Genomic DNA, 23066 nt, shown 5'->3' with positions numbered 1-23066 from the left:
GAGGATGCCCGACCTGCTGCGTGCGGTCGGGCATTTTCGCTGTGTCAGGACAGGTGCGCTGCAGCCGCGTCGCGGGCCTCGGCGGGCCCCCTGGCGTCCAGGGCGGCGCGTGCGGCCGCCTTGCAGGTGTCTTCGGTGACACCGGCCAGCGTCGCACCCACGAGGGGTGCGGCCGTAGCCGCGGACGACAGCGAGGTGACGCCGAGCCCGACCATGACGCAGCCGAGCTGCGGGTCAGCCGCGGCCTCTCCGCAGACACCCACGGGCTTGCCGGCATCCAGCCCCGCCTGAGCCACCCGGTGGATGAGCGCCAGGAGGGCCGGCTGCCACGGATCGGTGAGCCGCGACAATGACGGCGCCATCCGATCTGCCGCAAAGGCGTACTGGCTCAGGTCATTGGTGCCGATCGAGACGAAGTCGACGTGGCGGAGGATGCGGTCCGCGAGCAGCGCGGCACTCGGGATCTCGATCATGACGCCCGGAACGAGGCTTCGCTCGCGCACCTTCGCGCCGAACCACTCGGCCTCGTCCTCGGTCGCGACCATGGGCGCCATGACCCACACCGGCGCGGCCGACTCCTTGGCGGCGAGCGCGATCGCATCGAGCTGCCGGTCCATGAGCCCCTCGTCGCGCAGGCCCAGCCGCATACCGCGAACGCCGAGCGCCGGGTTGGGCTCGTCCTTGATCGTGGCAAAGCTGACCGGCTTGTCCGAGCCTGCGTCGAGCGTACGGATCACGACCTTGCGGTCGCCCATCGCGGCGAAGACCTCGCCATAGATGGCCGCCTGCTCCTGCACGGTGGGCTCGACGTCGCGGTCGAGGAAGCACAGCTCGGTGCGGAACAACCCGACCCCTTGGACGTGGGTCTCGGCCGCCTTGCGCGCACCCGCACCATCCTGGACGTTCGCGAGGATGTCGACCACGTGTCCGTCCGAGGTCGCGCCGGGCCCGCGCCACGACGCGGCGGCCTGACCGAAGGCAGCGGCGGCCTCGGTGCGCTCCCGGACCAGACCGGGATCAGGGTCGAGGATGACCTCGCCGCTCGACCCGTCGACCAGCATCGCCGTGCCCTCGGCGATGTCGTCCAGCCCGTCCGTGCCGACGACGCAGGGGATGCCGAGCTGGCGGGCGATGATCGTCGTGTGACTCGTCGCCCCGCCCAGCGACGTGGCGATCGCGACGATCGACGCAGGGTCGAGGCCTGCCGTGTCGGCGGGTGCCAGATCGTCGGCGCACAGGACCGACGCGACCTCGGGTGTTGGTATTCCGGGCTCGGGTTGGCCGGTGAGCTCGGCGACGACACGGTCCCGGATGTCCTGGAGGTCCGTCACGCGTTCGGCCATCAGCCCGCCGGCGGCCGCGAACATCGCGCTGAGCTCCTCGATCGCACCAGCCGTCGAGGCGCAGATGCCCGTGCCATCGGCGAGCCGCTTCTGCACGAGCGCGACGAGCCCGCGATCTCGCGCGAGCGACGATGTCGCCATGAGGACCTCTGCGGCTGCTCCGCTGGCCTGGCCGGCGCGTGCGGCGAGCCGATCCGCGACCAGGTTGGCCGCTTCACTGAACCGCGCTGAGCCGGCCTCCGGATCGAGGCTCTCCTCGTCACGCGGGAGGTCCGGGCGAGGCATGGGACGGACGACCGGCCCGACGCCGATTCCCGGGACCACGCCGTTGCCGTGCAGAATCGTCGACGACATAACGCTCCTTCAGCACTGCGGAGGGAGGTGCCACTCCCCACGATGTTGCTTGACTTTACACGCATTCGGACGTAAAACAATACGTACAGATGGTGAAAGCCACATAAACCCACTTCGTTGACGTCACGTCTCGACCATCGAGCGAGGAGCGCCGTGTACGCCGCAGAACGCCAGCAACTCCTCGCCGAACGACTGCACCAGGACGGCAGGCTCGCAGTCATCGACCTGGCCGAGGAGCTGGACGTCAGCAGTGAGACGATCCGGCGCGATCTGGCCGTTCTCGAGCGGGACGGGCTGGCCCAGCGCGTGCACGGTGGAGCCGTCGCAGCGCGCGCGCTGACGATCCTCGAGCCGGGACTCGCGCAGCGCACGACCACCAACGCCGAGCAGAAGGAACGCATCGCCCACGAGGCGGCCGCGTTCCTCCCGGAAGCCGGCGGGAGCATCGTGCTGGACGCCGGCACGACCATCAGCCACCTCGTCGACGCGATCCCCCTCGACCACCCGCTGACCGTGATCACGCATTCCATCCCGACAGCCTCGAAGCTCACGGCGATCCCATCGGTCAACCTGCACCTCCTCGGCGGGCGCGTCCGTGGCGTCACCGCCGCGGCGGTCGGGCAGTCGACCGTCGACGCCCTGGCGTCGGTCCAGGTCGACGTGTGCTTCCTCGCCACGAATGCTGCGTCCGCGCACCACGGCCTCAGCACGCCGGACAGCGAGGAGGCGGCCGTCAAGCGGGCGCTGGCCAGATCAGCCCGCAAGGTCGTCGCCTTGTTCGACTCGTCGAAGTTCTCCGCCGAGCACGTCTTCGCGTTCGCGTCCTACGACGACCTCGACGTCGTGATCACCGACAAGGACGCCAGCCAGCAGGATGTCGATGCACTGCGGGAGCACGGCGTCGAGGTCGTGCTGGCGTGATCGTCACCCTCACCCCCAACCCGAGCATCGATCGCACGATCGAGCTGTCGGAGCCGCTCGAACGTGGTGGCGTGATCCGTTCCGTCACGGCTCACGACGAGGCCGGCGGCAAGGGCGTCAACGTGGCCCAGGTCGTACGCAAGAGTGGTCACCTGGCGGTCGCGGTGCTACCGGGCGACCACGACGACCCGTTGCTGACCCGCCTGCGCGAGCTCGGGGTGACACACCGTGCGGTGCCCACCGGAGCAGCATCCCGAGTCAACCTGACGCTCGCCGAGTCCAACGGCGTCACCACCAAGATCAATGCGCCGGGCCCTGAGCTCACGGCCGACCAGCTTGACCAGCTCATCCGTGAGGTCGCCCGGGAAGCGGCCGGCGCACGATGGGCCGTTCTCAGCGGCTCCCTGCCGCCGGGGCTCGACGCCGGGTGGTACGCCGACGTGATCGACGGGATCCACGGCGACGGTCTGCGGATCGCGGTCGATACCTCAGGTAAGTCGCTCCGCAAGACGCTGGACCGCGCCGCCGATCGGATCGACCTGATCAAGCCCAACTCCGACGAGCTGGGCGAGCTGCTGGACGTGCCCGCCGCGATGTTCGAGGGTGATCCGCAGCTCGCCTACGAGACCGCACGGCCGCTGCTGGACCGGGGGGTGGGCGAGATCCTGCTGACGCTCGGGAGCAAGGGCGCGTTGCTCATCAGTCCTGAGGGAGTCAGGATGGCGGCGGCTCCCACGATCGTCCCTCGCAGCACTGTTGGCGCCGGCGACTCCGCGCTCGCGGGCTACCTGATCGGTGCACTTGACGGTTCCGATGCCGACGGTCGTCTGGCACTCGCCGTCGCGTACGGAAGCGCCGCGGCGTCCTTGCCGGGATCGACGATGCCGGGGCCCGACGACCTGCCGGCCCTCCCCCAGGTCGTACGCGTCTAGGTTCCGGCAGGACCGCTCAGTGCGACTCGGTCCAGCGCTCGCTCTGGGTCAGCCAGAACAAGTACGCGAGAGCAGGCACGACGATGACCCCGGCGAGGCCGACGACGACCAACAAGCCGGCGAGCGTCGCGTCGGCACCGGCAGCGGCCGAGATCTTGACCTCGTCGACCAGCATCCACGGGTACTGCGCCACTCCCCAGCCGATCACGACCGCGGCAACGGCGGCGACGGCGGCGAACCGAGCCTGAGCGGGACGCCTGCGGTGGAGGAGGACGAGCGTGGCCAGCCCAGCGATCGCCGAAGCCACGATGAGCGGTGCCGCCGGGCCCAGCAACCGGTCGCTGAGGGTCGGCGAGTCGTGCTTGATCGGCACCAGCGCGGCGAACACGATGACGCCCGTGACGATTCCGACGCCGATCGTCCGGATGCGCAGGGTCTCGCTCAGCGAGTGGTGACCTGAACGGACAGCATCAGCGGTGAGGAAGACACCTGCGAGGAACGCGCAAGTGCCGACGGCGATGAGCCCTCCGAACAGCGACGTGGGATGGAGCCAGGAGCTGAGCTGGTCACCGTTGCCCTCGGCCGGCACGCGACCCGAGGCGACCGCACCGGCTGCCGCTCCGAGGAAGAACGGGGTGATCAGGGACGATCCGGCGAACACTGCTCCGAAGAGTCGCGCCTGGGCGAGGGTCGCGGAGTACTTGCGGAACGCGAAGCTCGCGCCCCGCAGCACGATGCCGACCAGGGCCAGCGCGAGCGGCAGCGTGAGCGTCGTGGTCGCGGCAGCGAAGGTCTCGGGGAATCCGGTCCACCAGATCACCAGGATGTAGATCAGCCACACGTGGTTGGCCTCCCACACCGGACCGATGCTGTGGTCGATCAGGACGCGCAGCTCACCGCCACGCTCTGACCCTCCGGCGGTGAGGTCGAAGAACCCCGAGCCGAAGTCGGCACCGCCGAACAGGGCGTACAGCACGATGCCGGCGAACATCGCGATGGCAACGACGACAGCAAGGCTCATCGAAGGGCCGCCTCGTCGATCGCGGCGGTGCCCGGGCCGTACGGACTCGGCAGGTCCTCCTCGCCGGCTCGCCATCGACGGGCCATGGATCGGAGCACGATGAATGCCCCGATCGTCATGCCGATGTAGACCACGACCGCGGCGGCATAGCTCCACCACAGCCCCGCGCTCTCGCTCGCCGCGTCCTCGGTCCGGAGGATGCCCCAGACCACCCACGGCTGGCGCCCCACCTCGGTGGCGATCCAGCCGGCCTCCATCGCGATGACGGCGAGCGGTCCGGCGATCACCGCTCCGCGCAGGAACCACCGCTTCGGCAGCAGGTCGACGCCCCGCCACCTCGCGAGCCAGAACAACACCACGACGATCGCGAGCAGCGTGCCGATGCCGACCATGGACTGGAACGCCAGGTGCGTGATGTTGACCGGCGGCCGGTCCGCCGCGGGGATCGTGTCGAGACCAGGGACGGGCTTGTCGAACGAGTTGCGCGCGATGAGCGACCCGATCTTGGGGATGTCGATCGCCCCGTGGACCTTGCCATTGATCAGGACGCCGCCGAGCCGCAACGGTGCAGGTTGCTCAGTTGTCGTCGCGAGCTCGAAAGCCGCCAGCTTGGACGGTTGCGTCTCGCCGACGCGGAGGCCGAGGATGTGGCCGATGAACGGCTGCACGATCGCCGCGACGGTTGCGAACACGAATGGCACCGTGAAGCCGAGCCGGTGGTGGGCGTCGACCCGGCCCTTCAGCATGCCCGCCGCATAGACACCCGCAACCACGAAGCCGACGACCATGAACGCGGCGAACCACATGTGCGCGAATTGCAGGTAGACCCCGTCGTTGAACATCGCGCGCCACGGGTTGACGTCGGTGACCTCGCCATCGACGATCCTGAAGCCGGTGGGGTTGTTCATCCACGCGTTGACCGAGATGACGCAGAACGTGCCCACGACTCCGGCAAGCCCCATGGGGATCAGCATCGCGAGATGGCGCCGCGGGGGCATGCGATCCCAGCCGTAGAGGTAGATGCCGAGGAAGATCGCCTCGACGAAGAACGACAAGCCCTCGAAGGCGAACGGCAGCCCCAGGACGTCGCCGAAGCGGCCCATCAGCCCCGGCCAGAGGATGCCCATCTCGAAGCTGAGCACCGTGCCGGACACCGCGCCGATCGCGAACAGCACGGCGGACACCTTGGCCCAGCGCTTCGCGAGTCCCAGGGCGACCGGATCGTCACGGACGATGCCACGTCGATGAACGACGTAGATCATCGTGGGGAACGCCACGCCGAAGCAGGCGAGGATGATGTGCCAGCCCAGCGAGAGGGCCATCTGCTCACGGGCTGGGAGGAGCCCCGGTGGGGCATCGCTCGAGGTCAGGACGTGGGTGATGACTCCGGCGAAGTCCATGAGTTCAGCCTACGTGCGAGTCGCCGCCGAACCCCGTCCGCGGAGTGTGAGATGGTCCGCGCGACGAATACATCACACCGTGCGGAAGGTGATGCCGGCCTTTTGCAGGCGATCGATCAGCGCATCGCCCATCGCCACCGCCGTTGTGGTCTGGCCGGCGACCTTCGGGACGTCGTCGTACGCCAGGCAGAGGGCCGACTCGCTGAGCATCTTGGACGTCTCGGTGTAGCCCGGGTCGCCGCCGGTGACCTCGGCATGGACCTGCTTGCCGCCGCCCTCTGCGAACACGCTGAACTTGAACCACGACTTCTCACGCTTCTCCGGCGACGGCCCGGCACCTGGGTCCTTGAGCTTGAGGAGCAGCGCACGGGTCGGCGGCAGCTGCGCCCCCACGAACGCCACGCCGAGACCGATTCCCGAGGCAGCCAGCATGCGACGGGACTTGAAGTGGGCGAAGTGCGAGTAGGTGAACTCGGGACCATAGCGCTCGAGGCTTCGCGCCGAACGCAGCACGATCTGCGGATCGATCGTGGGCATCGGCACACCCCAGCCGCCCAGCTCGGGCGCCTTGCCGAGCTTGCCGGATCCGCGGACCTTGCGACCGTCGGGTCGCGGCTCGGCCTTGCGGCGGGCCGCGGCGATCTTGCCGGAGTCGCGCATCGACGAGAACTGGTTGATCGCCGAGTGATAGGTGCCGCCGGAGAACTCCGCATTGGCGCGGATGTAGCCCCGGACCTGGATCGGGACACCCTCAGGTAGCTGTTCCACGGCATACAGGACGCCGAGGTCGTACGGGATGGAGTCGAAGCCGCAGGCGTGGATGATCCGAGCGCCGGTCTCGACCGCGCGATCGTGGTACTTGAGCCACATGTCGTCGACGAACTGCGGCTCGCCGGTCAAGTCGACGTACGCGATGCCGGCCTCGACGCTGGCCTTGACCGCGGCCTCGCCGTACTTGAGGTAGGGCCCAACCGTGGTGACCAGGACCCGCGTGCTCTTGGCCAGCGCGGCCATCGAGTCGGCGTTGCCGATATCGGCCGAGATGATCTCGGGGCGCACTCCCCCGAGCCGTTCGATGCGGTCGGCGACCGCCTCGAGCTTGGCCTGATTGCGGCCCGCGATGGCCCAGGAGCCGCCGGGCGGGAGGTGCTCGCCGAGGTAATCGGCGGTCAGGCCACCAGTGAATCCCGTGGCTCCGAGCAGGGCGATGTCGACTGAGGTCATGGAGCCAACCTACCGACGAGTACAGATGTGAGGTTAGGAGGCCTTCTTGGCCACTTCGTCGTGGGTCAGGATCGTCGGTCCCTCGGCGCCGGAGACGGTCGCCTCGGTCACGATGACCTTGGCGACGTCGTCGCGGCTCGGGATCTCGTACATGACCGGCTCCAGGACTGCCTCGATGATCGAGCGCAGGCCGCGAGCACCCGTGCCACGGGCCAGTGCGAGGTCGGCCATGGCCGCGCTCGCGTCGGCGCTGAACTCGAGCTCGACGCCGTCGATCTCGAACAACCGGACGTACTGCTTGGTCAGCGCGTTGCGGGGCTCGGTCAGGATCGCGACGAGCGCATCCTTGTCGAGGTTGTCGACCGCGGCGATGACCGGAAGCCGGCCGATGAACTCAGGGATCAGGCCGAACTTGAGCAGGTCCTCGGGCAGCACCTTGGAGTAGAGCTTCTCGGGCGCCACGGCCTTGCCGATGTCGACCTGGCCGGTGTTGAAGCCGAGGCTGGTCTTGCCACTGCGCTGCTCGATGATCTGGTCGAGCCCGGCGAACGCGCCGCCGACGATGAACAGCACGTTGGTCGTGTCGATCTGGATGAACTCCTGGTGCGGGTGCTTGCGCCCGCCCTGCGGCGGCACCGAGGCCGTGGTGCCCTCGAGGATCTTGAGCAGCGCCTGCTGCACGCCCTCGCCGGACACGTCGCGGGTGATCGAGGGGTTCTCGCTCTTGCGTGAGATCTTGTCGACCTCGTCGATGTAGATGATGCCGGTCTCGGCCTTCTTGACGTCGTAGTCCGCGGCCTGGATGAGCTTGAGGAGGATGTTCTCGACGTCCTCGCCGACATAGCCGGCCTCGGTCAGGGCGGTCGCGTCGGCGATCGCGAACGGCACGTTGAGCATGCGGGCCAGGGTCTGTGCCAGGTAGGTCTTGCCACAGCCGGTGGGACCCACGAGCAGGATGTTGGACTTGGCCAGCTCGACCTGGTCGTCCTTGCTCCGCGAGCTCCCGACCTGGGCCTGGACGCGCTTGTAGTGGTTGTAGACCGCCACGGCCAGCGACTTCTTGGCGCCGTCCTGACCGATGACGTAGCCGTTGAGGAAGTCGTAGATCTCGTGGGGCTTCGGCAGCTCACCGAGGCTCAGCTCGGCACCCTCGGCGAGCTCTTCCTCGATGATCTCGTTGCACAGGTCGATGCACTCGTCACAGATGTAGACACCGGGTCCGGCGATGAGCTTCTTGACCTGCTTCTGGCTCTTTCCGCAGAAAGAACACTTCAGCAGATCGGCGGTTTCACCAATGCGTGCCACGTGGAGAGTCCCTTCTTGTTTCTGCGCGGAGTGAGCCGGAGCCGGCCCGTGACCGGGAGAGCAATATTTTCACCCTAGCGGCGAATGTGTGCTGCGTCTCGGTCACGAGGCCGTGTGTCATGGACAGGTCTTCAGACTGCGGGGACCTTGAGCGTCTCGAGGACCTCGTCGATCAGGCCGTACTCGAGTGCCTGGGCTGCGGTGAGGATCTTGTCGCGATCGACGTCGCGGCTGACCTCCTCGACGGGCTTGCCCGACGCGTCGGAGATCATCTTCTCCATCAGCTCGCGCATGCGCAGGATCTCGTTGGCCTGGATCTCGAGGTCGGAGATCTGGCCGCCCGTGCCCTCGGTGTAGGGCTGGTGGATCAGGATGCGGCTGTTGGGCAGCGCGAGACGCTTGCCCGGCGTGCCGGCGGCCAGCAGCACCGCGGCGGCCGACGCGGCCTGACCGAGGCAGATGGTCTGCACGTCGGGCTTGAGGTAACGCATCGTGTCGTAGATCGCGGTCAGCGCCGTGAACGAGCCACCGGGGCTGTTGATGTAGATGCTGATGTCGCGGTCGGGATCCATCGCCTGGAGGCACAGCATCTGGGCCATGACGGCGTTGGCGACATCGTCGCTGATCGGCGTGCCGAGGAAGATGATGCGGTCCTCGAACAGCTTGGCGTAGGGATCGATGCGCCGGAAGCCGTAGGACGTGCGCTCTTCCCACTGCGGGATGTAATAGCTCATTTGACGTCTCCTGCGCTCTTGACCACGTGATCGATCAGTCCGTACTCCTTGGCCTGGTCCGGCGTGAACCACCGGTCCCGGTCGGAGTCGAGCTCGATCTGGTCGACGCTCTGGCCGCTGTGGTGGGCCTGCAGCTCGTTGAGCTGCTTCTTGAGAAGCAGGCTCTGCTGTGCCTGGATCTTGATGTCGGACGCCGATCCGCCGATGCCGCCCGAGGGCTGGTGCATCATGATGCGCGCGTGCGGCAGGGCGTAGCGCTTGCCGGCCGTGCCCGCGGCGAGCAGGAACTGGCCCATCGAGGCGGCCAGGCCCATGCCGAACGTGGCGACGTCGTTGGAGATGAACTGCATCGTGTCGTAGATCGCCATGCCGGAGTCGACCGAGCCGCCCGGCGAGTTGATGTAGAGGTAGATGTCGGCCTGCGGATCCTCTGCGTTGAGCAGCAGCATCTGGGCACAGATCGCATTGGAGTTGGAGTCGCGGACCTCGGAGCCCAGGAACACGATGCGTTCCTTGAGCAGCCGCTGGTAGATGTGGCCGTCGAGATCCGAGGGGCCGGCCTCGCCGGCCATTCTCGGCGACATGGGGCTGGGGGTATCCGGTGTGTTCACGTCCCCAAACCTAGACGGCCGCGGGTTCGAACACACGCGAAAACACGGCTGTTCGCTGACAGCGTGAACGCGCAGCCGTAGATCGGCAGGTCAGAGCGTGAACGCCGCGCGGAAGCGTTCGAGGGCGAGGTGGGAGTCGCCGCTGGCGTACGCCTCCATCGCCACGACGCCGTCATAGCCGGCGTCGGCGAGGGCACGGGCCACGAACGGCCAGTTGACCTCGCCGGTGCCCGGCTCGCAGCGGCCCGGCACATCGGCAACCTGCACCTCGCCCAGGTGGGGCGCGGACCGGCGGATGAGCTCGACGAGGTTCCCCTCGCCGATCTGTGCGTGGTAGAGGTCGAGGTTCATCTTGAGGTGAGGGCTGTCGACCGCGCTGACCAGCGCGAGCGTGTCCGCAGCGCGCCCGAACGGAGTACCGGGGTGGTCGACCTCGGTGTTGAGGTTCTCCAGCACGAACGTGACGCCGTGCCGCTCCCCCAGCTCGGCGACACGCGAGAGCGTACGTTCGGCGGCGAGCCACATGTCGCCGGTCACGACCTCGACCGGCCTGACGGGAATGCCGCCCTCGCCGAGCCCGGTGCCGTGCAGGTTGAGCGACGGGCAGTGGATCGCCCGTGCGAAGGGGATCGACTTCTCGGCCGTGCGAAGCAGGTCGTCCGCGCCGTCGGGGGTGATCAGGTCGCCGGTCACGTAGCCGGTCATCGAGGTGAACGTCGCACCGGTCGCCGCAAGTGCGGTGGCGTCCTTGTCGGCCCAGCCCCAGATCTCGGCGGCGAACCCGGCAGCGTGGATGCGCTCGATCCGCTCCAACAGTGGCAGCTCGGTGAACACCATCTCGGCGCAGACCGCCAACGTGTACGTCATGCCATGACCTTCGCCCGGGTGCCCGACTGGTACGACTCGATGCACGCCTGCGCGATCGCGAAAGCAGCGCGGGCGTCCTCGCCGGTCACCGAGGGCTTACGGCCCTCGAGGACCGCCGCTGCGAATTCGGCGAACTCGCCGGTGTAGGCGTCGATCATCAGCTCGACGTCGCCGTGCGCCGTCGCGGCAACACGGCCCGACGCGTCGTGCAGACGCATCGACGACGTCGCGCCTTCGCCCGCGGTCACCATGCCGGCCGACCCGAGCGCTTCACCGCGTACGTCATAGCCGTAGGCCGCGGCGAAGCTCGCCTCAGCGGTGGCGATCGCACCGTTGTCATAGCGGATCACGACCGTCGCGTGGTCCAGCAACGTCGGATGACCCGGGGCGGTCAGCGAGTCGGCCGTCGCAACGACGTCGACCGCCCGCGCGCCGGGGTTGAGCCAGTTGAGCGTGTCGAAGTCGTGGATCAGCGTCTGGGTGAAGATCGTCCACGGCGGCACCGCATCGGGGTCCGCGGGGCCCGATCCCGGGTCACGCGTCACCGAGCGCAGCTGACGGACCGTGCCGACGCGACCAGCGACGATCGCCTCGTGCGCAGCCCGGAAGTCCGCGGCGAACCGGCGGTTGAAGCCGACCTGGAACGCCACGCCGGCCTGCGTCGTCGCCGCGATGCCCCGCTCGATCTCGGCAAGGCTCATACCGGCCGGCTTCTCGGAGAACACGTGCTTGCCAGCGTCGGCGGCCGCGACGATCAGCTCGGCGTGCGCGGTCGACGAAGCCGCGATGACGACTGCGTCGACGTCGTCGGCGGCGAAGATCGCCTCCGGAGAAGTCTCTCCTCGTGCACCCAGCGGCTCGGCGAGCTCCGCCGCGACGCCGGGACGGGGGTCTGCCACGGCAACCAGCTGAGCCTCGGGCACGCGGCGTGCGATGACGGAGGCGTGGGACGCGCCGATGCGTCCCGCTCCGATGAGTCCGATCCGGACGGGTGTGAAGGACATACGGGTTCCTAGGAGTAGAGGTCTGGCTGGGGGTCGAGGGCGACGTTCTGGCGCCCGCCCGTCGTGAGTGAGGCGACGCCTGCGGTCGCGACGACGTTGGCGACATAGCCGTCCCAGGCGCTGGGACCGTGGACTACGCCGTTGAGCGCGTCCTCCGCCCACGCGCCGAGCTCGAGGCGGTAGGCATCGGCGAACCTGCCGATGAAGTCGTCGCGCACGCGTACGCCGTCGAGGCCCGCCTTGCGGAGACTCGACGGGTTCGGGGGTACGAGCGACACCGTGCCGGAGGTGCCGACGAGCTCACAACGCACGTCGTAGCCATAGGCAGCGTTGACGAACACCTCGACCGAGACCAGCACGCCCGAGCGCATCTGGATCGTCGCGAGCTGCGGATCGCGCAGCCCTTCGGCGACAGGCGACTCGACGCGGATCGTCGCGATCTCGTCGTCGAGCAGCCAGCGGACGATGTCGAGCTCGTGCACCATCGATCCGGTGACGATGCCCTCGCTGGTCGAGCTGGTGTGGGACGAGGCATTGCGGTGGACGCAGTGCACCATGCGCGCCTCCCCGATGTCACCGTTGCGCAGGGCGTCACGCATCTCGCGATAGCCGGGGTCGTAGCGCCGCATGAAGCCGAGCTGGACGAGCTGGCGCCCGGCAGCGAGCTCGGCGTCGACGACCGACAGCGAGTCCTCGGCCGTGACCGCGAGCGGCTTCTCGCACAGCACGGGCTTGCCCGCGGCGATGCAGGCCTTGGCCAGGTCCGCGTGCGTGTGGTCGGGAGAGCAGATGATCACGGCGTCGACGGCCGACGAGTCGATCAGCGCCTCGGCGGAGCCGGCGACACCGGCGTACACCGGCTGCGCGACCGAGTACGCCCGGTCGACGTCGAAGTCGTAGACCTCCGAGACCCGAGCGGCGGGGACGGCTGTCGAGATCGTCTTGATGTGATCGGCGCCCATCGCACCGACCCCGATGACACCCACACGAAGGCTCACAGCGAAACCTCCGTGGAAGAAGAAGCGTACGGAGGCCTCGCTGTGAGGCCTGAATTGTTCACTCGCTGGCGCTCGCTCACAGCGAAACCCACTTTCGTTCGTCGGCCGACACGATCATCGCGTCGACGGTCCGCGCTGCGATCAACGCGTCATGAATCGTGGCCCCGTACGGCTTGCCGTCCGCGATCGACTGCACGAGTCGGCGCGCCTCGATGACCTTGAGGTCGTCGAATCCCATCGGGTTGTTGGCGCCGGGCTGGAACGCGGCGAACTCGCCGTCGCCCGGGGTCGCGAAGCGCGTCGCATAGAACGCGTCCTGGTAGTCCTGGTCGAGGCAGACCTGCAGCTCGTTCATGCGTCGGAAGTCCCACTTGAGGGCACCCTCCGTGCCGTGCACCTCGATGCCGTAGGTGTTCTGCTCCCCCACCGCCGAGCGACTCGCCTCAAGGATGCCGCGCGATCCCCCGGCGATCCGCAGGAGTGCTGAGACGTAGTCCTCGTTCTCGACGACGCCCATCGCCCCGGCGCCGCGTTCGTAGTGCATCGCGCCGGGCCGGGCCGCAGGGCGCTCCGGGATGAACGTCGCCCGGTCGGCGATCAGCTCGTCGATGTCGGCCACGACGTAGCGGACGAGGTCGGCCGCGTGGCTGACCAGGTCACCGAGCACGCCGCTGCCGGCGAACTCGTTCTGGAACCGCCACGACAGTGCGCCGTAGGGGTGGGCGGCGTAGTCGGACACGAAGCGTACGGACGTGTGCTCGACCGTGCCGAGACGTCCCGACGAGATGAGCTCGCGAGCCAGCTCGACCGCCGGCGCGTTGCGGTAGTTGAAGCCGGCAGCGGTCTGCACACCCGCGGCGTCGACCGCCGCGACGATCTCCGCCGTCTCGGGGGCATTGCGTCCCGCGGGCTTCTCGACCCACAGGTGCTTGCCGGCCTGCGCTGCCGCGACCGCGACGTCACGGTGGATGAAGTTGGGCCCGGTCACGCACACCAGGTCGACATCGTCGCGGGACACGAGCTCGCGCCAGTCGGTGAGCTGGTGCTCGAACCCGAACGCCTGCGCAGCGCGCTCCGTGCGGTCGTCGTCAGCCGTGTCGGCCACGGCGACGAGCCGTGGCCGCAACGGGCTGTCGGTGTAGTGCTGCGTGAGCCGGCTCAGTGCCCGAGCGTGGACCTGGCCCATCCAGCCCAGGCCGACGATCCCGACGCGGAGCTCAGGTGTCACGTGATCTCTGCCTTCATCTCCTGCGCAACCTTCGAATCGGCACCCATCGAGCGCTCCAGCTCATGCGCGATCGACTCGAGCTCGGTGCCTCCGGCCATCATCGAGGTCAGCTCGTCGAGCGTCATCTCGTCCTTGGGGAAGTCACCCATGCTCTTGCCACGGCGCAGCAGCATGAAGCGATCGCCGACCGGATAGGCATGGTGCGGGTTGTGGGTGATGAAGACGACGCCCAGGCCGCGGTCACGGGCCTTGGCGATGTACTTCAGCACGACACCCGACTGCTTGACGCCGAGCGCCGCCGTCGGCTCGTCGAGGATCAGCACGCGGGCACCGAAGTAGACCGCGCGAGCGATCGCGACGCACTGCCGCTCACCACCCGAGAGCGTGCCGATCGGCTGGTCGACATCGCGCAGGTCGATGCCCATCGCCGCCAGCTCGGACTTCGAGGTCTTCTTCATGAAGTCGATGTCGAGCTTCTTGAACGGGCCGACGCCCTTGGTGATCTCGCTGCCGAGGAAGAAGTTGCGCCACACCGGCATGAGCGGGACAACGGCAAGGTCCTGGTAGACCGTGGCAATGCCGAGCTCGAGCGCGGCACGCGGGCTCGAGAGGTGCTTCTCCTCGCCGTCGATCAGCAGATGCCCATCAGTGTGCTCGTGCGCACCCGCCATGATCTTGATGAACGTCGACTTGCCGGCACCGTTGTCGCCCAGCACGCACGTCACCTCGCCGGCGCGAACCTGCGTCGAGACGTCGCTCAGCGCGATGATGTTGCCGTAGCGCTTGCCGATGTCCCGCACCTCGATGATCGCGGTGCCGCGCGGCGGCGGGGCGTACACATGGGTGACTGGCGATGTTGCGTCAGTTGTCTCTTCCACAGTCTTGTTCTCGGTCATCGTGCTGTCTCCGCCCTCTTGCGAACCCACTCATTGAGGAGCACCGCTCCCAGAAGCATGACGCCGAGGAACGCCTTGAGCCAGTTGTTGTCCCAGCCCGAGTAGACGATGCCCTGGTTGACCATGCCGTAGATCAGCGCACCCAGTGCCGCGCCGATCGCCGAGCCGTAGCCGCCGGTCATGAGGCAGCCACCGACTACGGCGCAGATGATGTAGATGAACTCCTGGCCGACGCCGGTGTTGCTCTGGACCGTCGATGTCGTGAACATCAGCAGCATGCCGACGAGCCAGCCGGCTCCTGCCGTGGTCATGAACAGCCCGACCTTGGTCTTGAACACGGGTACGCCGATCTGGCGAGCCGAGGTCTGCGCGCCGCCGACCGAGAAGATCCAGTTGCCGGTCTTGGTGCGCAGCAGGACCCACGTCGCGATCGCCGTGACGCCGATCCACCAGAACACCGACGCGTAGATCTGACCGCCCGGACCACTCCCGTTGATGTCGAGCGACGAGCCGAAGACCTTCTTGGCCTGGCTGTAGAAGGGCACATCCGTCATGCCCTGGATCGCGACCTGGCCGATCAGCGCCTTGGTGCCGGCGAGGTCGATGCCCTGCAGGACGAAGAACGTCCCGAGCGTCACGATGAAGCTCGGCAACCCGGTCTTCATCACGAGGATCCCGTTGATCGCTCCGATCCCGAGCGCGAGCACGAGCGAGACGAGAATCGCGGCCCAGATGTTGAGGCCGTACTCCGTCGTGAGGACACCAACGACAAGGCCGGTGAAACCGGTCATCGCACCGGCGGAGAGGTCGAACTCACCGCCGATCATGAGCAGAGCGACCGCGACGGCCATGATGCCGATCGTCGAGGCGCCACGGAGCCACGTGCTGGATCCGCTCGCGGTGGCGAACGTGTCGGTGGTGACTGCGAAGAAGACGAAGATCACGATGGCCGCGGCAAGCGCGCCGATCTCCGGGCGTTTCAAGAGCTTGGTCAGGGTCGACGTACGCGCGACGCGTTCGTCGTCCAGGGTGGCAGTGGTCATGATGGCTCCGTTCCTCGACGCACAGTTGCTCGTCGAGCCTGCGTTTGAGTGAAGGGTGAGGGGGCCGGGAGCCCGGCGTGTGCCGGGCCCCCGGTCAGCTCAGCGTGTGCCGTTCTTGGCGTACTTCAGGACGGCGTCGGCGTTGTCCTTCGTGATGAAGGCCGGACCGGAGTTGATCGGCTGTCCACCACCGATGTCGTTGCCGTTGATGGACTTCAGGTAGAGGCCCGTGACACCCAGGAAGCCCTGGACATACGGCTGCTGGTCGACCGCGAACAGGATCGTGCCGGCCTGGATGTCCTTGATGACGTCCTCGGAGAGGTCGAACGTCCCCACCTTGGCGCTGCTGCCGGAGTCCTTGATGGCTCCAACGGCGTCGATCGCGTACTGGCCACCGAGCGTCAGCACGGCGTCGATCGACTTGTCGGCCTGGAGCTTCGACGTGATCGTGGACTGGACGGCGCTGTCGTCCGTGCCGTCGACCTGCAGGTTCTGCATCTTGCCGCCGAACGTGGCGGCGGCGGCCTTGCAGCGCTCCTCGAGGCCGATGTTTCCGGCTTCCTGGATGACGCAGATGCCGTTCTTCAGACCCTCGCTCTTGAGCCGCTCGCCGACAGCCTCGCCGGCAACGGTCTCGGACTGGCCGACGTGGGTGATCGCGCCGAACTCCTTGAACTTGGTGACGCCGGAGTTGATCGTGATGACCGGGATGCCGGCTGCGACGGCCTTCTTGACGCTGTCCTCAAGACCGTCAGGGTTGGCCATCGACACGACGATGCCGTCGACCTTGTCGGCGACCGCGCCGTCGATCAGCTGCGACTGCTTGGCCGGGTCGCCGTCCGAGCTGTACTCGACCTTGACGCCGTAGTCCTTGCCGGCCTGCTCGGCACCGGACTTGACCCGGTCCCAGAAGGCGTCACCTGGACCAGCGTGCGTGATGACCGCGTACGTGAAGTCCTTGCTGGCGGTCTTTTCCGTGCCTTCGTCGCTGCCCGTGCCACTGCATGCGGCCAGCAGAGCGCCGGCGGCAACAATGGCGCCGACAATCTTGATTCTCTTCATGTGGTGGTGTTCCTTCTCTTCTGGGGGCCCGGCGCCATGAGGCGATCGGGGTTAGTGTGCCGTCGGGAAGTTCATCTGGGCGAGGGAGTCCTCGCTGACGTGCGGCCACCGGGTGGTGACCGCCTTTGCCTGGGTGTTGAACCTCACTCCTTCGGGACCATGGATGTGGTGGTCGCCGAACAGTGAATCCTTCCAGCCACCGAACGAGTGGAAGGCCATCGGGACAGGAACCGGCACGTTGATGCCGATCATGCCCACGTGGACCTTCCGCTGGAAGGTGCGTGCCACCTCACCCGAGGAAGTGAACACCGCTGTGCCGTTGCCGTACGGATTCGAGTTGATGAGCTCGATGGCAGCGTCCAGCGTCGGAACCCGCAGCACGGTGAGCACGGGTCCGAAGATCTCGTCGGTGTAGACCGACATGTCAGTGGTGACCTGGTCCAGCAGCGTGGGACCGACGAAGAAGCCCTCTTCGTGGCCCTCGACGACCAGGTCGCGGCCGTCGACGACCACCTTGGCGCCGGCGTCCTCGCCCTGGCCGATGTAGTCGATGATGCGGTCGCGGGAGGCCGCGGTCACGACGGGTCCCATCTCGGCATCGGGATCGGTGCCGACGCTGACCTTGAGGCCGATCGAGCGCTCGCGGATCTTGTCGACCAGTGTGTCGGCGACCGGTCCGACCGCGACGACGGCGCTGATCGCCATGCAACGCTGCCCGGCCGAGCCGTAGCCCGCGGCGACGATGTGGTCGGCCGCGAAGTCGAGGTCGGCATCCGTCATCACGACGGCGTGGTTCTTGGCACCACCGAGCGCCTGGACCCGCTTGCCCGTGCGCGAGGCGTTCTCGTGGACGTACTTCGCGATCGGCGTCGAGCCGACGAACGACACGGCCCTGATGCCGGGGTGCTCCAGGATCGCGTCGACCGCGACCTTGTCACCGTGCACGACGTTGAACACGCCGTCGGGGAGCCCGGCCTTCTGGTAGAGGCGCGCCACCAGGTCCGACGCACCGGGGTCACGCTCGGACGGCTTCAGGATGAACGTGTTGCCGCACGCGATCGCCACGGGGTGCATCCAGAGCGGCACCATGATCGGGAAGTTGAACGGCGTGATGCCCGCGACGACACCGAGCGACTGTCGGAACGTGTGCGAGTCGACGCCACCGGAGACCTGGTCGCTGAACTCGCCCTTGAGCAGCTGCGGGATACCGGCGGCGAACTCGACCACCTCGCGGCCGCGGACGACCTCGCCCTTGGCGTCGTCGAGCGTCTTGCCGTGCTCGGAGCTGATGATCGCGGCGAGCTCGTCCTCGTGCTCGACGAGCAGCTGGCGGAAGTCGAACATGATGCGCGAGCGGGCCGTCACCGACGACTCGCCCCACGTCTCGTACGCCTTCGCGGCGGACTGTACCGCGGCATCGACGTCGCCTGTGGTGGCCAGGCGGACCTGGGACTTGGGTGCGCCGACCGCGGGGTCGTACACGTCCGCGAAGCGCTCGCTCTCGCCCGCGACACTCGCGCCGGCGATCCAGTGGTCATACGTGGTCATGCGTGGTCCTTGTCGTTGTCGGTGGGCGCGAGGTGGCTGCGCTGGTGGGTCTTGTGCTCCTCGTACGCCGTGCGCGCCTGCTGGGTCGACTCGAGCGCGGAGACCTCCGCCACCGGGACGTCCCACCAGGCCGGGCTGTCCGGGGCCGGTACGAGCGGGTCGGTCTCGACGTGGATCACGGTCGTGCGGCTGGACTGCTTGGCCTTGAGGACCGCAGTGCGGAAGTCCTCGATGCTGGTCGCCGACAGCACGTCGGCGCCGAGGCTCGCGGCGTTGGCGGCGAGGTCGACCGGCAGGCGGTCGCCGTCGAGGCCGGTCTCGGTGCGGTAGCGGTACTGCGTGCCGAAGCGCTGCGATCCGAGCGACTCGGACAAGGCGCCGATCGAGGCGAAGCCGTGGTTCTGCACCAGGACGACGATGATCTTGACGCCTTCGGCGACCGCGGTCACGAGCTCGGTGTTCATCATCAGGTAGGAGCCGTCGCCGACCATGACGAACACGTCGCGGGCATCGTGCTCGTCGAGGGCGGCGAGCTTGACGCCGAGACCTCCGGCGATCTCATAGCCCATGCAGGAGAAGCCGTACTCGACGTGATAGCCCTTGCGGTCACGCGTGCGCCACAGCTTGTGCAGGTCGCCGGGCATCGAGCCGGCAGCGCACAGCACCACATCGCGGGGGTCGGAGAGCTCGTTGACGGCGCCGATGACCTGGGACTGGGCCGGCAACGGCTGGTTGTCACGGTCGTACGCCGCCTGGACGATCGCGTCCCACTCGCCGGCGAGCTGCGTCGCACGCGACGTGTATGCAGAGTCAACGGACCAGCCCTCGAGCGCTGCGGCGAGGGCGCGCAGGCCCTCACGCGCATCGGCCACGAGGCTCGTCGCGGCGAGCTTGTGCGAGTCGAACGACGACACGTTGAGGTTGACGAAGCGCACGTCGTCCGCCGCGAACACGGTGCGTGACGCCGTCGTGAAGTCGCTGTAGCGTGTACCGACGCCGATCACGAGGTCGGCCTCGGCGGCGAGTGCGTTGGCGGCTGTCGTGCCGGTGGCGCCGATCGCGCCGACGGACTGCGGGTGGTCGTACGCCAGCGCGCCCTTGCCGGCCTGCGTCTCGGCGACCGGTATGCCCGTCGCCTCCGCGAACGCCCGCAGCGCGTCGTTGGCCCGGCTGTAGGTGACGCCGCCGCCGGCGACGATCAGGGGCTTGCTCGCCCCACGGATCGCGGCGACGGCACGGTCGAGCGCGGCCGGCTCGGGCACCGGACGGGCGACGTGCCAGACCCGTCGAGCGAAGAGCTCCTCGGGCCAGTCCCACGCCTCGGCCTGGACATCCTGCGGCAGCGCGAGCGTCACGGCGCCGGTCGAAGCGGGGTCGGTCAGCACGCGCATGGCGTGGAGCAGCGCCGGGGCGAGCTGCTCGGGGCGGTGCACGCGGTCGAAGTACGCCGAAACCGGCCGGAAGGCGTCGTTGACCGAGATGTCGCCGTTGGCCGGGTCCTCAAGCTCCTGCAGGACCGGGTTGGCGACCTTGGTGGCGAACGTGTCGCCGGGCAGCAGCAGCACCGGCAGGCGGTTGATCGTGGCGAGCGCGGCGCCGGTGACCATGTTGGTCGCGCCGGGGCCCACCGACGCGGTGACGGCCATCGCGGCGAGCCGGTCGCGCTGACGGGCGTACGCCACGGCGGCGTGCACCATTGCCTGCTCGTTGCGGCCCTGGAGGTAGCGCAGGTGTGACGGCTCGTCGGCGACCTCGCGCTCGAGCAGGGCCTGGCCCACGCCGGCGACGTTGCCGTGGCCGAAGATGCCCCAGCAGCCGGCGAAGAAGGCGTTCTCGACACCGTCTCGCTCGACGTGCTGGGCCTCGAGGAAGCGCACGAGTGCCTGCGCGACAGTCAGCCGTACGGTCATGCGCTGACCTCCTGCGTGACTCCGAACGGGAGGCGGGGGTCGACGGCCTGGTCAGCCCAGGTGTCGCGGACCCACGTGTGCGCCGGGTCGTCGCAGATCAGCCAGGCGCGCTCGGCGCCGGGGCCGGCCATGACGTTGAGGTAGTAGAGGTCGTAGCCGGGCGCCGCGATCGACGGGCCGTGCCAGCCGTGCGGGATCAGCACCGCGTCGCCGCTGCGGATCTCGGCCGTGACGTCGATGTCGGCTCCGTCGTGGCCGTAGACCCGCTGGAAGCCGATACCAGGACCGTTCGGGCCGTCCGCGACCTCGAAGTAGTAGATCTCCTCGAGCGCCGTCTCGCCGTCGCGCTCCTCGTCGTGCTTGTGCGGCGGCCAGGACGACCAGTTGCCGCCGGGCGTCAGCACCTCGCACGCGATGATGCGGTCGGCTTCGAGGACGCCGGGGATGCCGAAGTTGTTGACCTGGCGGCTCGACTGCCCAGCACCGCGGAGCTCGACGGGCACGTCGGCCTTCGGCAGGTACGCGGGCTCGAGCCGGTTGTCGCAGCGCGAGGAGGCGAGCGCGAAGCGGCCTCCGGCGTCGCTGGCGACCGAGAGCTCGGCGTCACGCGGGGCGTACACGACATCGCTGGGGCCGGCGAACACGTCGCTGCGGCCCTCCAGGGCGTACGTCTGACCGTCGACCGTGACCTCGGCGGAGCCACCCAGCGACAGGACGACGTACTCGGAGCCATCGGTGCTCATCGTCTCGGTCTGTCCGGCCGAGAGCTCGATGATGCGCAGTCCGCTGTATCCCCAGCCTGCGGACTCGGGCGTGATCTCCTCGACCGCGTGCACCACGTGGGTCATGAGCGAATCATCTCCACGGTTGCGTCGACCGCGGCCTCCACGTTGCCGTCGGGCGGGAACAGCAGGGTGCGGCCGACGACCATGCCGCGGACGTTGGGACTGGAGAGTGCCTTGGACCAAGCGGCGAACTGGGCTTCCTGGTCCGTCGAGACCTCTCCGCCGAGCAGCACGACCGGCAGGGTCGTGGCAGCGAGGACCTCGTCCATGTGCTCGACGACGGGCAGCTTGAGCCACGTGTAGGCCGACGTGCTCGCGAGGCCGGCCGCCACGGTCGCCGAGCGGATGACGGCCTCCGTGGTCAGGTCGTTGCGGATGCGTCCGTCGGCGTCACGGCGCGAGATGAACGGCTCGACCATGGCCATGACCTGGTGCGCGGCGAGCTCGTCGACGGCATTGGCGCAGGCCTGCATGGTCGCCGGGGTCGCGTGGTCCTCGGGGTCGATGCGGAACAGCATCTTGCCGCCCTGGTAGCCGGCTGCCGCGATGGAGCCAGCGTCGTAGCCCGTGAAGCGGTCGTCGATCTCGAACACCGTGCCGGCGAGGCCGCCACGGTTCATCGACCCGATGACGACCTTGCCCTCGAGGGCGCCCAGCAGCAGCAGGTCCTCGATGACGTCGGCCGTGCCGAGCACGCCGTCGACGCCGGGACGTTCGAGTGCGCGGACCATACGGCTGAGCAGCTCGGCACGGTCGCCCATGGCCAGCGCGTTGTCGCCCGCGCGCAGGGCGCCTCGGGCCGGGTGGTCGGCGGCCACGAGCAGCAGACGACCCGTGTCGCCCACGAGGCCCTTGGGCTGCTGCCGGCGTGCGGCGAGATCCGCGATCCGCTCGGGATGGAGCGCGCGCGTCGCGACGACGCCCGCAATGCTCTCGGCGTTCACGGTGGTCATCAGACTTTCCCCTGTTCGAGCACCGCGGCAACCTGGCCTGCGGTGGGCATGGCGTCGGCGCAGGACAGCTGCCCGGCGACGTAGGCACCGGCGGCGTTGGCGAACGCCAGTGTGGTCGTGAGGTCCCAGCCGCTGAGCAGGCCGTGGACGAGTGAGCCGCCGAACGCGTCGCCGGCGCCGAGGCCGTTGACGACATCGACGGGTACGGGCGGCACGACGACGGACTCGTCGCCGCGTACGCCCAGCACGCCGGCGGGGCCCTGCTTCACCACGGCGAGATCGACTCCCGCGGCGCGCAGTGCCTTGGCGGCGGCCTGCGGATCGGTCTCACCGATCGCGACCTGGCACTCCTCGCGGTTGCCGACGGCCACCGTGACGTGTGGGAGCGCGGCCTGGATCTGGGCGGTCGCGGCCTCGGCCGACTCCCAGAACATCGGGCGGTAGTCGAGGTCGAGCACCGTGATGCCACGCTTCCCGCGCGCCTCGAGGGCGGCGAGGTGTGCGGAGCGGCTCGGCTCCTGTGACAGGCCGGTCCCGGTGATCCAGAAGACTTCAGCGGCGCGGATCGCGTCGTAGTCGAGCTCGTCGACGTTGATCTCCAGGTCCGGCGCCTTGGGCTCGCGGTAGAAGTACAGCGGGAAGTCGTCGGGCGGGAAGATCTCGCAGAACGTGACCGGCGTCGGCAGCCCGGCGACCGGGGTCACCCACGTGTCGTCGACGCCGAAGCCCTGCAACGCGGTGTGGATGAACCGGCCGAACGGATCGTCGCCCGTACGCGTGATGGTCGCGACCCGGTGGCCCAGCCGCGCGGCAGCCACGGCCACGTTCGTCGAGCTGCCGCCGAGGAACTTGGCGAACGAGGTGACGTCCTCGAGGTGGACGCCGACCTGCTCGGGATAGATGTCGACGCCGACGCGCCCCATCGTG

General features: G+C 68.4%; 21 protein-coding genes. 2 read left to right on the top strand and 19 right to left on the bottom strand.

From position 1 onward, the window contains the following. Nucleotides 1-44 precede the first annotated feature (44 nt). On the bottom strand, nt 45-1697 hold the full coding sequence (locus tag AC1DVU_RS09085; protein WP_476922111.1) for a phosphoenolpyruvate--protein phosphotransferase: 1653 nt from the start codon (nt 1695-1697) through the stop codon (nt 45-47). A 153-nt stretch (nt 1698-1850) separates the two neighbouring features. On the opposite strand from AC1DVU_RS09085, the gene AC1DVU_RS09080 reads away from it, so the two are divergent. Beyond that, nucleotides 1851-2618 carry a DeoR/GlpR family DNA-binding transcription regulator gene (locus AC1DVU_RS09080; protein WP_476922110.1) on the top strand — a complete coding sequence of 256 codons (768 nt, stop codon included), beginning with the start codon at nt 1851-1853 and terminating at the stop codon, nt 2616-2618. After that, a complete protein-coding gene (locus AC1DVU_RS09075) occupies nt 2615-3550 on the top strand; it encodes a 1-phosphofructokinase family hexose kinase (protein ID WP_476922109.1) in 936 nt (311 codons plus the stop codon). Before AC1DVU_RS09080 ends, AC1DVU_RS09075 begins: the two co-directional genes overlap by 4 nt. Before the next feature lie 16 nt (nt 3551-3566). Here the strand turns inward: AC1DVU_RS09075 and AC1DVU_RS09070 are convergent, their stop codons facing one another. The 18 genes from AC1DVU_RS09070 to iolC all read right to left on the bottom strand — a co-directional run bounded on the left by AC1DVU_RS09070 (nt 3567) and on the right by iolC (nt 23062). Further along, entirely contained in the window at nt 3567-4571 is a 1005-nt protein-coding gene (locus tag AC1DVU_RS09070; protein ID WP_476922108.1) for a cytochrome d ubiquinol oxidase subunit II, read from the bottom strand. Beyond that, nucleotides 4568-5971 carry a cytochrome ubiquinol oxidase subunit I gene (locus AC1DVU_RS09065; RefSeq protein ID WP_476922107.1) on the bottom strand — a complete coding sequence of 468 codons (1404 nt, stop codon included), beginning with the start codon at nt 5969-5971 and terminating at the stop codon, nt 4568-4570. The genes AC1DVU_RS09070 and AC1DVU_RS09065 overlap by 4 nt, the downstream gene beginning before the upstream one ends. 72 nt (nt 5972-6043) lie before the next feature. Beyond that, on the bottom strand, nt 6044-7195 hold the full coding sequence (locus AC1DVU_RS09060; RefSeq protein WP_476922106.1) for a saccharopine dehydrogenase family protein: 1152 nt from the start codon (nt 7193-7195) through the stop codon (nt 6044-6046). 33 nt (nt 7196-7228) lie between these two features. After that, nucleotides 7229-8500 carry an ATP-dependent Clp protease ATP-binding subunit ClpX gene (gene clpX, locus AC1DVU_RS09055; protein WP_476922105.1) on the bottom strand — a complete coding sequence of 424 codons (1272 nt, stop codon included), beginning with the start codon at nt 8498-8500 and terminating at the stop codon, nt 7229-7231. A gap of 131 nt (nt 8501-8631) precedes the next feature. Continuing rightward, nucleotides 8632-9234: an ATP-dependent Clp protease proteolytic subunit gene (locus tag AC1DVU_RS09050; RefSeq protein ID WP_056404183.1), complete on the bottom strand. Its 603-nt coding sequence runs from the start codon at nt 9232-9234 to the stop codon at nt 8632-8634. Continuing rightward, nucleotides 9231-9806, bottom strand: a complete 576-nt coding sequence (locus AC1DVU_RS09045) for an ATP-dependent Clp protease proteolytic subunit (protein ID WP_476922468.1) — start codon at nt 9804-9806, stop codon at nt 9231-9233. The genes AC1DVU_RS09050 and AC1DVU_RS09045 overlap by 4 nt, the downstream gene beginning before the upstream one ends. A gap of 129 nt (nt 9807-9935) precedes the next feature. Then, nucleotides 9936-10712, bottom strand: a complete 777-nt coding sequence (locus tag AC1DVU_RS09040; RefSeq protein ID WP_476922104.1) for a TIM barrel protein — start codon at nt 10710-10712, stop codon at nt 9936-9938. Then, nucleotides 10709-11716, bottom strand: coding sequence for a Gfo/Idh/MocA family oxidoreductase (locus AC1DVU_RS09035; RefSeq protein ID WP_476922103.1), 1008 nt, complete (start codon nt 11714-11716; stop codon nt 10709-10711). The genes AC1DVU_RS09040 and AC1DVU_RS09035 overlap by 4 nt, the downstream gene beginning before the upstream one ends. A gap of 8 nt (nt 11717-11724) precedes the next feature. Beyond that, nucleotides 11725-12714 carry a Gfo/Idh/MocA family oxidoreductase gene (locus AC1DVU_RS09030; protein WP_476922102.1) on the bottom strand — a complete coding sequence of 330 codons (990 nt, stop codon included), beginning with the start codon at nt 12712-12714 and terminating at the stop codon, nt 11725-11727. Between the two features lie 76 nt (nt 12715-12790). Next, nucleotides 12791-13942 (bottom strand): Gfo/Idh/MocA family protein, encoded by a 1152-nt coding sequence (locus AC1DVU_RS09025; protein ID WP_476922101.1) that lies wholly within the window; start codon nt 13940-13942, stop codon nt 12791-12793. Further along, complete coding sequence (locus AC1DVU_RS09020; protein WP_476922100.1) at nt 13939-14838, bottom strand: ATP-binding cassette domain-containing protein; 900 nt, start codon at nt 14836-14838, stop codon at nt 13939-13941. Before AC1DVU_RS09020 ends, AC1DVU_RS09025 begins: the two co-directional genes overlap by 4 nt. Continuing rightward, on the bottom strand, nt 14835-15881 hold the full coding sequence (locus AC1DVU_RS09015; RefSeq protein ID WP_476922099.1) for an ABC transporter permease: 1047 nt from the start codon (nt 15879-15881) through the stop codon (nt 14835-14837). The genes AC1DVU_RS09020 and AC1DVU_RS09015 overlap by 4 nt, the downstream gene beginning before the upstream one ends. Before the next feature lie 99 nt (nt 15882-15980). Next, complete coding sequence (locus tag AC1DVU_RS09010; RefSeq protein WP_476922098.1) at nt 15981-16943, bottom strand: sugar ABC transporter substrate-binding protein; 963 nt, start codon at nt 16941-16943, stop codon at nt 15981-15983. Between the two features lie 51 nt (nt 16944-16994). Further along, nucleotides 16995-18491, bottom strand: coding sequence for a CoA-acylating methylmalonate-semialdehyde dehydrogenase (locus AC1DVU_RS09005; RefSeq protein ID WP_476922097.1), 1497 nt, complete (start codon nt 18489-18491; stop codon nt 16995-16997). Then, nucleotides 18488-20401, bottom strand: coding sequence for a 3D-(3,5/4)-trihydroxycyclohexane-1,2-dione acylhydrolase (decyclizing) (iolD, locus tag AC1DVU_RS09000; RefSeq protein WP_476922096.1), 1914 nt, complete (start codon nt 20399-20401; stop codon nt 18488-18490). The genes AC1DVU_RS09005 and iolD overlap by 4 nt, the downstream gene beginning before the upstream one ends. Then, entirely contained in the window at nt 20398-21249 is an 852-nt protein-coding gene (gene iolB, locus AC1DVU_RS08995; RefSeq protein ID WP_476922095.1) for a 5-deoxy-glucuronate isomerase, read from the bottom strand. Before iolB ends, iolD begins: the two co-directional genes overlap by 4 nt. Beyond that, nucleotides 21246-22139, bottom strand: coding sequence for a Cgl0159 family (beta/alpha)8-fold protein (locus AC1DVU_RS08990; protein ID WP_476922094.1), 894 nt, complete (start codon nt 22137-22139; stop codon nt 21246-21248). The genes iolB and AC1DVU_RS08990 overlap by 4 nt, the downstream gene beginning before the upstream one ends. Then, complete coding sequence (gene iolC / locus AC1DVU_RS08985) at nt 22139-23062, bottom strand: 5-dehydro-2-deoxygluconokinase (protein WP_476922467.1); 924 nt, start codon at nt 23060-23062, stop codon at nt 22139-22141. Before iolC ends, AC1DVU_RS08990 begins: the two co-directional genes overlap by 1 nt. Between the last annotated feature and the right edge of the window lie 4 nt (nt 23063-23066).

Source organism: Aeromicrobium sp. P2_G6 (assembly GCF_056403535.1).
Note: the sequence above shows the minus strand (reverse complement) of the source record. Positions and strands in the feature narration are given on the sequence as shown.